The sequence below is a fragment of the Ochrobactrum sp. AP1BH01-1 genome, assembly GCF_018066705.1.
GTDB lineage: Bacteria > Pseudomonadota > Alphaproteobacteria > Rhizobiales > Rhizobiaceae > Brucella.
In genome coordinates this window covers 260,568-273,269 of the sequence record NZ_JAGPOU010000001.1, presented here as the reverse complement: position 1 = coordinate 273,269, position 12,702 = coordinate 260,568, and the positions used below count along the sequence as shown (strand labels likewise).

Sequence of the window (12,702 nt, the reverse complement as noted above, 5' to 3'; positions counted from 1 at the left end):
CGCCGGGACGTTCAACTAATTGCCGTCCCGGCAATGGTTCATACGTTTAGCGGATGTCGCGACCGATCCACTTGGTCGAGATCTTCTCGTAGGTGCCGTCGGCCTTCATGTCATCGAGAGCCTTGTTGATCGCGTCCTTCAGCTCAGGATTACCCTTGCGCAGGGCGATGCCGACATTATCGGTGCCCTGAAGTTCAGGCGTATCGAGCTGGCGAACCTTTTCGCCGCTTTCTTTGATGGCGATCAGTATCGGAATATCATCCGAGGCAATGGCGTCCACGCGGCCCGAACGAAGCTCGAGCAGCAGTTCCGGAATGCCTTTGTAGGTGCGAACCGTCCAGCCGCCCTGCTCGCGCGCCCACTTGTCACTGGTTTCACCAAGCGTAACGGCGATGGTCTTGCCCTGCTTCAGTTCGTCCATGGTCTTGATCGGCGAAGCTTCCGTCACGAAGATGCCGCGGCCACCACGATAGTAAGGGCCCGCAAAATCGACCGCTTTTTCACGTTCTGGCGTAATGCTCATGCTGCCGACGACCACGTCGAACTTGCCCGCGCGCAGACCGGCAATGATACCGTCGAAAGCCGTGGTTACGACAACCGGCTTCACACCAATGCGCTTGGCAATTTCAGTGCCGATATCGACGTCGAAGCCGACAACCTGGTTCTGGCCGTCGACAAAGCTGAAGGGCGGGAAAACACCGCTCATGCCGATGCGCAATTCACCGCTCTGTTTGACCTTTTCGAGGTCGTCAGCATGGGCGGGAGCAAGCATCATTAAAGCGCCCACGCCAGCTGCAATGAGTGAAGACAGAAGAGTTTTCATTTCGTTTTCTCCTAAGTGATCGTAATGCGATCACGGGCGATGCCCGTTCCGAGCGCCGGACCGGGCGCATCTTTCCAGATCGTCGACACCTGACAGGCGGCGGCAAATTGCTCGGGAAAACAGATTCGGAACGGACAAGACCGTCGCGTCCTGGTTACCCAGGAGCGGGAGAAAGAAAACTCCATTGATCCACCTCCGAATTCCCCATGCCGGTTGCGTTGCTGCTTATCCGGCTTGTTTGTTTTCAAGCACGCTAACGGAGCAAAGGATCAACGAAAACGCCATTTCTGTATAGAAATGTCTAGTAATCTGCGATAAACGCAATCAAATTGACAAAATCGTCAAAAGGCGGTGTGACGATGGATGATCTGGATCAACGATTAATCTCGGAACTGCGTATCAATGCACGTGCGTCCATCCCGACGCTTGCAAGCATCCTTGGTGTAGCGCGAGGCACGATCCAGAGCCGGATGGAACGTCTGATTGCATCCGGCGTCATTGCAGGCTTTACAGTCCGGCTGAAAGATCATGGTGCCACCGACATGATCCGCGGCATCATGATGATCGAGCTGACGGGACGAAACATCAAAAGCGTTATCGCGACCTTGCGTAAAAATCCCGGCTTTTCCGCAGTGAACACGACCAACGGAACCTGGGACCTGATCGCGGAGATCGAAGTCCCCAATATGAATGAATTTCACCGTCTGGTAACAGGCATTCGCGCCATGGATGGGATAGCGAAGTCCGAGACGCATATCTTTCTCGGACCCGCCTGAGCCCCGACAGTTTATTCTGCCGCTTCCGCCCCATAACCGAACTGCATAACGCCTTGCGGCGCAGCCACGCCCGGCAGAATGCGGCCATCATCCACCGGCGTCCCCATCTGGATGCTCATTGGAATGACGCCGGCCCAGATCGGCAGCGCATAATCGGCATCGTCATCCTTCGGCGGGCCCGAACGGACTTTTGCCGAAGCTTCGTTCAGTTCCAGTTCGAGAAGCATGGTGGCCTTCAGCTCCTTTGCCATCATCGGACGCAATCCTTCCCAACGACCAGGGAAAAGGCCGTTTACGAAGCTGCGCAGGTGATGTTCCTTCATCCCGACATCTGAAACCTTGTGCGCTGTCCCGAATGCCATGACCGAGCGATAATTGCAGGAATGATGAAACGCCGACCGGGCAAGAACCAGCCCGTCGAGCAGTGTGAAGCTTACACAGACTTCCGCTTCATCGCAGCTTTCCAGCATGCGGCTGGCGGACGACCCGTGCCAGTAGATGAAATTGCCTTCGCGCCATACCAGCGTCGGCGTGACATAGGGCGTTCCGTTGAACACATAGGCGACATGCGCCAAAGGTTGCGCATCAATGATTGCGTGGACCGTGGCTGCGTCATAGGCGCCGCGTTCGTGCAGGCGTTTTACGCGGCTGCGTTCGGTGGGGGCTTTGGTCATGACCGATATTTCTCCTTTATGTCCAGCCCAATTACCTGCATAGTGGCTTTGATAAAATAGCCACTTTGACCGAATACGAAGATGCCAATTTCCAATACGCTTCCGGAGTTCGGGATTGATCGCGCCAGCGATATTCCGCTTACCGCCCAGTTGGTTGACCAGATAAGGCAAGCTGTTTTAGCCGGGCGGCTGAAGCCAAATGCCAGACTGCCGTCCACCCGCGCCTTGTCCTTGGAACTTGGCTTGTCGCGAACAACTGTTCTTGCGGCATTCGATCAGTTGATTGCCGAAGGTTACCTGGAGGGACGACTGGGTTCGGGCACTCGTGTCACCGCAGAACTTCCCGATAGCAAGCTGACCGTAAATCAACCGCCCATCCATGTAATCGACCAGCCGCGTTTTCATCGGGAGAATCCCAAACCCTTTCGTCTCGGCCTATTCGATAGCGAGCATTTCCCTCACGATGAGTGGGGAAAACTTCTGGGCCGCATCTGGCGCAAGCCTGCCCCGGACCTATTGAGCACTGATGATCCCTTTGGCTTTCATCCTCTGCGATCATCGCTCGCCCGGCATTTGCACGAATGGCGCGGCATGCTCGTGTCGCCGGAACAGATCGTCATAACCGGCGGCAGCGCAGACGCGCTTTCACTCATCCGGGAAGCCTTGTTCACCCGCGGCGACAGGCTGTGGATGGAGGAACCGGGATATCCACCGGCGCGCAAGATCCTCGGCGTCAATGGCCTCGACATCGTTCCAGTGCCGGTTGACGGTGGAGGTCTTGATGTTTCCACCGGACGAGAAAAGGCGAACGATGCGCGCGGTGCGTTTGTTACACCTGCACGGCACCACCCGACAGGGGTAACCATGACGTTGGGACGCCGTCTCGAACTCATTACCTGGGCAAGAGAACGTGATGCGATAATCATCGAGGACGATTATGATAGCGAGCATCGGTATATCGGCCAGCCGCTGCCAGCACTGATGTCGCTCGACCCGGGCCGCATTCTTTATATTGGAAGCTTCTCCAAGGTATTTTCGCCCGTCCTGCGGCTCGGTTTTCTGATCGTGCCGTCGCACAGAGTGACGCAATTTCGGGAACTACGGCAGACCTTGTTTCCCGCGCCCTCGCCGCTGGCGCAGCCAGCGCTGGCTGCTTTCATTGAAACGGGAGCTTTTGCCCAACACATAAGACGTATGCGCCGCATCCATGCCTCGCGCCGCCGCAAACTGATAGCAGCGCTTGCACCTGGAGAACCGGATCTGTTCCGGATTGAAGCTCCGCCTGCCGGACTATCCTTACTTATGGCTTTGCCAGAGGGACAAAGCGATACACATCTCGCGTCCGTTCTGGCAGAGGCTGATATCGAGGTTCATCCGCTATCGACGCTCTTTACAAAACTGACGCCACGTCAGGGACTTATTCTCGGTTTCTCAGGATTTGATGAAACCACACTGGAAAATTCTGCAACAGCTTTGATAAAAATCCTCAAACAGTCGAATTAAAGAATTCGCATTAGCAATTTCGTAAACTTTGGATTCAGCTTTTCCCGGTAAGCTTTGATTAGCAATTAGCTCGGGAGGAGCGTTGCAGCCCATTTGTTTTGCGTTACGGGTGCTCATGCGTTCTTCGGTTGTATCAGTCATTGCCCTTGCCTGCGCCGCCTTGACGGGCTGTACGTCAAGCTCCGGCGTCGACAGCATCATGCTTCAGTCGAAAACCTCGGCTGAGACAACGAGTTCGGTTGTCCGCCCGGTTCCACCCGCTCCTTTGAGCGAAATGGCGAGCGCGCCCCAGCCAATGCCCGCGGCAAATCAGGAAGAAGTACTGGCATGGGCTGGCCCTATTCCGGATGCCGGTCCGTTCAAGACGGAGCCGCCAGCTCCCATTGCGCCGAGACCACAGCCCCAGGAGCGTCCACAGGCCCGGATTTCGGTGCCGACTCCGGAGATCGCGGCCTATCCACCCGTGCGCCTTGCACCGCAGGAACGATCCAGAGTCTACAGCCACCGCTTTCGCGATGCGAAACCAATCAATTTCGGACGTTCATCGCCGCGCAAGCTGGCGGTGCACGGCGTGGATGTATCCCGCTGGCAGGGCGATATTGATTGGGTGAAACTGCGCACGCAGGGCGCAAACTTCGCCTATATCAAGGCAACTGACGGCGGTGACCATCTCGATCCCATGTTCCGCAAGAACTGGCGCGAGGCGAAAGCGGCTGGCATCAAGCGTGGTGCCTACCACTTCTTTTACTGGTGCCGTGTGGCAAGCCAGCAGGCCGATTGGTTCATCCGCAATGTTCCCAAGGAAGCTGATGCGCTTCCACCAGTCATAGACGTGGAATGGAACGGGGATTCTTCCTGCAAGAGGCGGCCTTCTCCGGCGCAGGTGCGGGAAAAAATGCAGGTCTTCATGGACAAGCTGGAGCAGCATTACGGCAAGCGACCGATCATCTATACCGCTCCGGATTTCTACGACGACAATCTGAAAGGTGCTTTCACCAACTATCCTTTCTGGCTGCGCGCAGTCGCCCAGCATCCGTCCAAAGTCTATCCCGGTCGCCCGTGGACTTTCTGGCAGTATTCGGGATCGGGCCTGTCACAGGGCGTAAACGGAAAGATTGATCTGAATGTGTTCCACGGCTCGGAAGACGACTGGCACAGATGGTTGGCGCGCGCCGGCAGCTAATTGCTCTCGAAGCTGGCAAGAGGCCAGTTTCGATGTTATGAACTCGTATCAGGGATAACCGAAGCTTTGCCTCGAAACCCGGCATGCAATCTCACCATGCCGGGACGTTTGTTGCCCGCATGGTGTTACCATGAAGGGGAACGCCAAACATGGACACCCGGATATTTGTGCTCGCGCTGGCGACATTCGTTACCGGCACCGCCGAGAACATCATTGTCGGCATTCTTCCCGGTATTGCCCGAGGCTTCGATGTTTCAGTCAGCGCCGCCGGTCAGTTGACCTCGATTTTCTCCCTTACCTTTGCGCTGGCCGCTCCGCTCGCGCTCATCCTCACCACGCGGTATGAGCGGAAAGCCATTCTGGTCTCTGCGTTGGGTGTTTTCATTGCAAGCAATATCGTCGCGGGCTTGAGCCCCAATTACGGGATTCTGTTTGCCGCGCGTATCGGGATGGCGGCGGCAAGCGCGGCCGTCTGCTTGGTCGCCACGATGCTGGCAACGGAAATGGTCAATCCGGCAATGCGTGGCCGCGCTATCGGAATCATATTCATGGGTATCAGCGGATCGATGGTGGCAGGTGTTCCCACGGGAATGGCCGTCAATGAGTGGCTGGGCTGGCGAGCGGTATTCCTGTGTCTGGCATTGGCAGCAGCATCGGTTCTGCTCCTGTCAATGTGGGCATTGCCCGGCGCGGGGCGCCGCCAGCGCGGCTTGCCGCCCTACATGCCGCACTTCAAATCCTTCCGGCTGGTATCGGCGCAACTGGTTTCCATCCTGATGATTGGCGGTCACTTCGTACTGTTTGCCTATCTTGCACCCTACCTTCTGGATGCAGTGCACGTCTCTTCGCGAAAAATTATCTGGGCAATGTTGGCCTTCGGGGTGGCCGGAATGGCGGGCGGGTATCTCGGTGGGCTGCTCGTTGACAAGGTGTCTCCACGGTTGGCTATCGTGCTGACGCCGCTTCTCTATCTGACGGCACTAACAGCGATACCGCTCGCGATCGGCTTCAGCCCTGTTTTCGGTGTGATGCTGATGATCTGGGCTTGTTTGAGCTGGATGATATCGCCAGTCGTTCAGAGTTTTCTCATTACGACCGATCCTGCAACGGCAGAGGCCGGGGTCGGGATCAATCTCTCCGCCATGCACGTGGGCGTAGCTCTCGGCACGGTAACAGGCGGGCTTGCGTTAGAGTCCATGTCGTTGCAAGCCCTGCCCTGGACAGGATCTATTCTGGTCACGCTGTCCTTGCTATGCGCTCTTAACGCTTCCCGATATTCTGCAGGTCGTAAGGCGTCGATTGATACATCTCGTTGATCCAGTTTCCGAACAGAAGATGCGCGTGGCTGCGCCAGCGATTTTCCGGCTGGCGCGTCGCATCGTCTCCAGGGAAATAGTTTGCCGGAACCTTCGTGTCTGGCTGGACCTGAATGTCGCGGAAATACTCATCCGCAAGCGATGTGGTGTCATACTCCACATGGTTGAACATATGGAGCGAGCGGTGATGCGGATCGTCCAACAGGCAGAGGCCTGTCTCTGGACTATCGACCAGCACCTTCAGCCCACTATCCGCCGGAATGTCGCTCTTGCGCACCTCGGTCCACCGTGAAACCGGTATCTTGAAATCATCCGAGAAGCCTCGAAGATAAGGCGATGAAGGCGCAAGGTTGCGCTGGCTATAGACGCCTGAGGCCTTGTCCGGGAGTTCATACTTGCCCATGCCGTGAAAATGATGAACGGCGGCCTGCGCCGCCCAGCATATATTCAGCGTCCGGTGCACATGGGTCTGCGTCCAGTCGAAAACACGCTGCATTTCGTCCCAATAGGTGACTTCCTCGAACTCGAGCCGCTCGACCGGGGCACCTGTAATGACAAAGCCGTCAAAGCGTTGATCCTGCACATCTTCCCACGGCTGATAGAAGGACAACATGTGATCGGCAGGCGTATGGCGCGCCACATGATTGGTAATTCGAACGAGGGTCAATTCCACCTGCAACGGTGTTGCGCCGAGAAGACGCGCAATCTGCGTCTCGGTGGTGACCTTGTTCGGCATAAGATTGAGGAGGCCGATCCTCAGCGGACGAATATCCTGACGAATGGCATCTGCTTCCCGCATGACCATAACGCCCTCGGCCTGGAGAACACTGGTTGCTGGCAGATCGTCAGGAATTTTAATCGGCATGTCGCGTCGGTCCCTAGTTTATGTTGGAGCGGACGCGAGTGGCTTTATCCGTATATTTGCCGGTTGGGCCACATCCTCCCCTTACAGAGAGTACCACCTTGCCCGGAAAGGCAGGTTGGCGTTGGGCGTCGCCCCAACTCTTGATGTGATGACACTTCTACTCAAACTCTCTCAGGGTGGCAATAGGGTTTAAGTGCCGCCTCGAACTGTTTGAGAAATTTCCTTTTCAGGGGCTGGCCACTGCGCGAAATCCGCACTGCGACGGACACGGAATTTGGAATGAAGGACCTTTAAATATGGTCGACTGCAGCTTTCAGCTCAGCGACGCACGCGGCTGATGTCCGAAATGATCGTTCCGCAGCGAAACCGAAGGCGATTGCACGAGAATCCTTTTCTTCGACTGAAACGCGACATGAAGCATGAACTTCTGTCGCACCGGTGGCTTCGATTATCCGGCCTACATTATGGGCGTTGACGCCGCTGCCGGGCATGATGCTGATGCGCTTGCCAGCCTTTCCCGCCAGCTGCCGCAGATTGTCCAGTCCCTCTTCCGCGGTCTGCGACAGGCCGGACGTCAGGATGCGCTCGAAGCCGAGCGCGATTGCCTGCTCCAGCGCTGTCTCCGCGTCTGGCACGAGATCGAAAGCGCGATGGAGCGTCGTTCCAAGCCCTTTTGCCTCTGCAACCAATCTTTCCAACAAAGTAACATCAAGCGAACCATCGGGAAGCGAAGCGCCCAGGACGACCCCTGCCAAGCCGGCATTTCTGGCGTTGCCAATGTCTGCCGCCATGAGGGATTCATCCTCAGCCGAGAAGCAAAAGCTGCCCGCATGGGGTCTGATCATTGCGTAGACCGGGATTGGCGCTTTTGAAGCAAGCGCCATCAATGCCTGCGAGGGCGTCAAGCCACCAAGTTCAAGGGCGGAACAGAGTTCGATGCGATCCGCGCCACCTTCAATTGCCGAATGAAGACCTTCGGCGCTATCCACGCAGACTTCGAGTAACACGCTCACGCCTGATGCCCCAATATCGCCGCCCCGACCAAACCGCCATCGCTGCCGAATATTCCGGGAACGACGATCGACTGTTCTGTTTTGCGCAGGATTCGGGCTCTCACCGCTTCATCAATGGCCGAAATCAGCTCGGACGCCGTGGCAAGCCCACCGCCTACGGGAATGATGGACGTGCCGGTTACGTTGACGACTGCAGCCAGCGGATCGGCAACCAGCTGGAGATAGGCGGAAACTGTCCTTCCAGCCTTGTGACAACCGGCGAGCCAATCTTGTATAATCTCATGGCTGGTTGCATCGGCGGCATTCAAAAATCGATGCAGCCTCTCAATTCCGCGCGCGCCGCCAATGGTATCGACACAACCGCTTTGCCCACAGCCGCAACTGAACCGTGGGACGTGCATAGTTTGTCCATCAATTTCTACGGATGTGTTCAGTATCGGGCCGTGTTCCCATTCGCCCGTCAATCCGCCCTTTCCTCGAACCAGCCGACCATCGACAACAAGCCCGCCGCCTACGCCTGTGCCTAGCACCGCGCAGAAGACGATATCGTGTCCTTTACCGGCGCCCTCAATCGCTTCGGCAAGCGTCAGACAATCGGCATCATTAGCCGCGATGACCCGGCGCTGCAGTCGCTCTCCAAGTTCGAGGCTTAGCTTGTGACCTGTAATGCAGGGAATATTTGCCGACAGAGCAGTCGTTGTGTCCGGATCGACCAATCCGGCGATGGAGAGGGCAAGTGGCCACTCGTCGTTCGCTGCATGAGTTTGTAGTGCGGTTTCCAGTGTGCCACTGAATTCATCCCAGCTGCCTGCCGGAGTGGGCAGCTTTTCGAGAATATCTATATTTCCCGGATGCGAAGAACGCGCAAGCCGGATGAAGGACCCGCCGACATCTGCGGCGAGAACAGTTCCAGACTTTTGAGACGGACGTGTTCTTCTGTTGTGCATGGGTGGATCTTCCGCCGATACGTTTCGATGTTCCATCCAATCATCGCAAATGTACCGGCAGTCAATCGTGGAGCGCGGTCTTTCCTATGGTTTCCGCGCGACAAGCGAGATGTTCACACCTTGCGGGTCCTTGCATTGAACGACCCACTCGCCGTTCGGCACCTCCATAGGTCCTTGCAGGACGGCTCCGCCAAGAGACTTGACCCTGTCGGCTGCTTCCTTGACGCCTTCCACCATGAAGTAAAAACCCCAGCCGACCGGTGTGCCGGGAGACGCGGTCATGATGCCTCCATGATCAGCGCCATCGACGCTGAATATCTTGTAGTTGCCCATAGGCCCCATGTCGAAATTGCGTGAGAGTTTCCAGCCAAACACTTTCTCGTAGAAGGGAAACGCCGTCTCGCAGTCCTTCGCGTGGAGTTCGTGCCATCCCGGATGTCCCGGCTTGCGCGAACCGAAGTCAGCCGGGGCCGGCATATCGCCCATCGGCTCGAAAAGTGCAAAGATGCCGCCTTGTGGATCGGATACGATCGCGAAGCGCCCGATATTCGGGATATCTTGCGGCGCTCTGAGAACCTTCCCGCCTTCCGCTTCAACTTTCCGGGCATAGTCATCGGCATTCGTCACACCGACATAACCGAGCCATCCCGGTTGGCCTCCGCAGTCCTCCTTGGGCATGTCCGCCATCGACATCATGCCTGCGATCATGCATCCGGGCACTTCAAACAAGGTGTATTTCATGCCTGGAACACCGGCGTCCTTGGCTGCCCAGCCGACGACTTTGGTATAAAAATCCTGCGCGCTGCCCGTGTCTGTCGTCATAAGTTCGTACCAGACGAACGGAGATGAGCCCTGTTTCATTGAACGTACTCCCTTGGTTCTCTCTTTTGTTCGGACGATCAGCCACAACAGCTATGACCGGATGCCTTTGTTTCGTATTCATCGTGCCGCTTGACGAAATGCATCGTCCCGTTTTCATTGCGACCCTTGGGCGCTCGATCGAGGATCATCAACGTACCTATCCATTCCTCGATGCCGCGGGCGTAGCTGGAATAGGTGTGATAGATCGTACCGCTTTCATCCTTGTAGAAGGCGCTCATGCCCGGCAGTTCATCGAAAGCATCTTCTGCCGCAAGCTTGTCGAAATTATAAAACACGCGATTGTTTTCGAGTTCATCCTTTGTGAAGGAGACATGGTAGTCGAAATTGAACTCGCTGCCTTCCGACGAAACCCATGGGAAATGCCAACCCATTCGCTTCTTGTAGGATTCGAGCTTTGCCAGCGGAGCGCGCGAAACAGCAACAAGTGTTACATCGTGATTGTTGAGATGAGTCACCGCGCCATCGAAATTGTCAGCAAGGAACGAACATCCCGTGCAGCCTTGATCCCAGTCCGGCCCGAACATGAAATGATAGATCAATAACTGGCTGCGCCCGTCGAACAGATCGGAAAGCGTTTTCCGGCCCGAAGGCGTATCGAACGTATAATCCTTCTCGACCTTCACCCACGGCAGAGCCTGCCGCTCACGGTTGACCTTGTCGCGCAGATGGGTGGCTTCTTTCTCGCTTGCCAGAAGCGCGCGCCGCGCGTCCAGCCAAACCTCTCGGGATACGACCTCATTCATGGTGCAAGCCCTCCTCCGGCTTTTGCTCCCGCGCCCAGACTTCAACGTTCCTGCTTGACGATTTATATTGATATCAATATTAATAAACCATGTCAAATAGCCACGATGTACCTTTTGAAACAACGCTTCTGGTTCGTGATACCTGCCTTTGCTTGCATGTTCAGCGCGCCGCCCGCGCCCTCGCCCGCCGCTTTGACGATGCTCTGCGTCCGGTCGGGCTAACCAACGGCCAATTCTCCTTGATGATGTCGCTCAATCGCCCGGCGCCTCCACCGATGAAGCCGGTTGCCGAGCTTCTGGCCATGGATCAAACGACGCTGACCGCGGCCCTGAAGCCGTTGCAACGGCGAGGCTGGGTGGAGATCATCGTGAACCCCCACGACAGGCGCGAGCGGCTATTGCAACTTACACCGGAAGGAAAAGCCGCCCTTGCCGCAGCCGTGCCAATATGGAAGGCTACACATTCGGAAATTGAGAAGCAGCTTAAAAACGGCAATGGCGACGAAATCCGTCGCGACTTGCTGGTTATGTCATCGGTCTGATTGCGGTTGCCCTCTTCGGAATGCCGTGGCCTTCAAAGGCAGCCGGTCTGGAAAACGCGATATGCAGGTATACATTGATGTCGAGCGGTCGCTGTGCCGGTGGGAAAGACTGATCGTTCGCCCAATGATCCAGAAAGCAGGCTGAAATAATGAGCGAAAAGCACGTCCCCCATCTTGTTGTTGTCGGTGCCGGTTTTGGCGGATTACAACTGATCCACGACCTTAGAAACGTCGAGATCCGGATAACGCTGATCGATCAGCGCAATCATCATCTTTTCCAGCCGCTTTTATATCAGGTTGCAACAACTATCCTTGCCACGTCTGAGATCGCCTGGCCGATCCGCCACCTGTTTCGTGACCGTAAGGAAGTGACAACACTGCTGGGTACGGTCACGGACGTAGATACCGAACGCCGCCAGGTGCAACTGGAAAACGGCACAGAGATTTCATACGACATGCTCGTGCTCGCCACCGGGGCCCGCCATGCCTATTTTGGCAACGACCAGTGGGAAGCGCTGGCGCCCGGACTGAAGGCGCTTGAGGATGCAACCACCATTCGCCGCCGCCTGCTGCTCGCCTTCGAGAGAGCCGAACGCGAAACGGATGAGGCAAAACGGAAGGCGCTGCTGACATTTGCCATCGTTGGCGGCGGACCGACCGGCGTGGAGCTTGCAGGCATTATCGCAGAACTCGCCAAGCAAACCATATGGCCCGAATTTCGCAATATCGACACCCGGCAAACGCGTGTAATGCTGCTTGAAGCGGGACCGCGCATCCTCGCGGCCTTTCCAGAAGATCTGTCCGATTACGCATTGAAGGCACTGGAAAAACTGGGCGTGGAAGTACGGCTCGGGATTCCGGTCAAGGATATAACAGCCGAGGGCGTTACAGTCGGCGAAGAGTTTATTCCATGCCGGACGGCAATCTGGGCGGCGGGCGTCGCCGCTTCCCCAGCCGCGACGTGGCTGGGCGCCGAGAGCGACCGTGCGGGCCGCGTGAAGGTTCTATCCAACCTGAATGTACCCGGCCATGAGGACATTTTCGTCATTGGTGATACGGCATGGGTCGAGGGACCGGACGGCAAGCCGGTTCCGGGCATAGCGCCTGCCGCCAAACAGCAAGGCGCCTACGTTGCCACGGTCATAAAAAGCCGTGTCGAAGGGCAAACCCCGCCGATGCCGTTCCGTTACAAGCATCAGGGCAATCTCGCCACCATTGGCAGAGGCGCTGCTGTGGTTGATATGGGCCGCTTCAAGCTGAAAGGCATAATCGCCTGGTGGTTCTGGGGCATCGCGCACATCTTCTTCCTGATTGGAACAAGAAGCCGTGCCGCTGTCGCGTGGAGCTGGCTGTGGACTTACATTTCCGGCCAGCATAGCGCCCGGTTGATCACACAGGGAAAATCTGTCGAACGATGAAAACGAAACGGCCCGCC

The 12,702-nt window shown here is 56.6% G+C and carries 13 protein-coding genes and 1 riboswitch; of the genes, 6 read left to right on the top strand and 7 right to left on the bottom strand.

Annotated elements, in window-relative coordinates:
* Positions 1-46 precede the first annotated feature (46 nt).
* Entirely contained in the window at positions 47-823 is a 777-nt protein-coding gene (locus tag J9800_RS01215) for an ABC transporter substrate-binding protein (RefSeq protein WP_112589046.1), read from the bottom strand.
* 359 nt (positions 824-1,182) lie between these two features.
* Between J9800_RS01215 and J9800_RS01210 the strand changes: the two genes are divergently transcribed.
* Positions 1,183-1,599, top strand: coding sequence for an Lrp/AsnC family transcriptional regulator (locus tag J9800_RS01210; RefSeq protein ID WP_010658693.1), 417 nt, complete (start codon positions 1,183-1,185; stop codon positions 1,597-1,599).
* An 11-nt stretch (positions 1,600-1,610) separates the two neighbouring features.
* Here the strand turns inward: J9800_RS01210 and J9800_RS01205 are convergent, their stop codons facing one another.
* Positions 1,611-2,273 (bottom strand): pyridoxamine 5'-phosphate oxidase family protein, encoded by a 663-nt coding sequence (locus J9800_RS01205; RefSeq protein WP_114215014.1) that lies wholly within the window; start codon positions 2,271-2,273, stop codon positions 1,611-1,613.
* Positions 2,274-2,354: 81 nt separating this feature from the next.
* On the opposite strand from J9800_RS01205, the gene pdxR reads away from it, so the two are divergent.
* The 3 genes from pdxR to J9800_RS01190 all read left to right on the top strand — a co-directional run bounded on the left by pdxR (position 2,355) and on the right by J9800_RS01190 (position 6,275).
* The gene (gene pdxR / locus J9800_RS01200; RefSeq protein WP_114215015.1) at positions 2,355-3,776 is read left to right on the top strand and encodes a MocR-like pyridoxine biosynthesis transcription factor PdxR; all 1,422 of its coding nucleotides are present in this window, start codon (positions 2,355-2,357) and stop codon (positions 3,774-3,776) included.
* Between the two features lie 115 nt (positions 3,777-3,891).
* On the top strand, positions 3,892-4,959 hold the full coding sequence (locus J9800_RS01195) for a glycoside hydrolase family 25 protein (RefSeq protein WP_114215076.1): 1,068 nt from the start codon (positions 3,892-3,894) through the stop codon (positions 4,957-4,959).
* Between the two features lie 149 nt (positions 4,960-5,108).
* Entirely contained in the window at positions 5,109-6,275 is a 1,167-nt protein-coding gene (locus J9800_RS01190) for an MFS transporter (RefSeq protein ID WP_114215016.1), read from the top strand.
* Here the strand turns inward: J9800_RS01190 and metA are convergent.
* The 5 genes from metA to J9800_RS01165 all read right to left on the bottom strand — a co-directional run bounded on the left by metA (position 6,220) and on the right by J9800_RS01165 (position 10,725).
* Positions 6,220-7,140, bottom strand: coding sequence for a homoserine O-acetyltransferase MetA (metA, locus tag J9800_RS01185; protein ID WP_114215017.1), 921 nt, complete (start codon positions 7,138-7,140; stop codon positions 6,220-6,222). The two genes, J9800_RS01190 and metA, sit on opposite strands and share 56 nt — an antisense overlap.
* A 42-nt stretch (positions 7,141-7,182) precedes the next feature.
* Positions 7,183-7,292: riboswitch (SAM-I-IV-variant riboswitch) on the bottom strand.
* Between the two features lie 138 nt (positions 7,293-7,430).
* A complete protein-coding gene (locus J9800_RS01180) occupies positions 7,431-8,153 on the bottom strand; it encodes a copper homeostasis protein CutC (protein ID WP_114215019.1) in 723 nt (240 codons plus the stop codon).
* Positions 8,150-9,100, bottom strand: coding sequence for an ROK family protein (locus J9800_RS01175; RefSeq protein WP_114215020.1), 951 nt, complete (start codon positions 9,098-9,100; stop codon positions 8,150-8,152). Before J9800_RS01175 ends, J9800_RS01180 begins: the two co-directional genes overlap by 4 nt.
* A gap of 84 nt (positions 9,101-9,184) precedes the next feature.
* On the bottom strand, positions 9,185-9,961 hold the full coding sequence (locus J9800_RS01170; RefSeq protein WP_114215021.1) for a VOC family protein: 777 nt from the start codon (positions 9,959-9,961) through the stop codon (positions 9,185-9,187).
* 38 nt (positions 9,962-9,999) lie between these two features.
* Positions 10,000-10,725, bottom strand: coding sequence for a DUF899 domain-containing protein (locus J9800_RS01165; RefSeq protein ID WP_114215022.1), 726 nt, complete (start codon positions 10,723-10,725; stop codon positions 10,000-10,002).
* Between the two features lie 89 nt (positions 10,726-10,814).
* Here J9800_RS01165 and J9800_RS01160 point away from each other — a divergent pair, with 89 nt between their 5' ends.
* Both J9800_RS01160 and J9800_RS01155 read left to right on the top strand, forming a co-directional pair.
* Positions 10,815-11,267, top strand: coding sequence for a MarR family winged helix-turn-helix transcriptional regulator (locus tag J9800_RS01160; RefSeq protein ID WP_114215023.1), 453 nt, complete (start codon positions 10,815-10,817; stop codon positions 11,265-11,267).
* 149 nt (positions 11,268-11,416) lie between these two features.
* On the top strand, positions 11,417-12,685 hold the full coding sequence (locus J9800_RS01155; protein WP_114215024.1) for an NAD(P)/FAD-dependent oxidoreductase: 1,269 nt from the start codon (positions 11,417-11,419) through the stop codon (positions 12,683-12,685).
* The last annotated feature ends 17 nt before the right edge of the window (positions 12,686-12,702 follow it).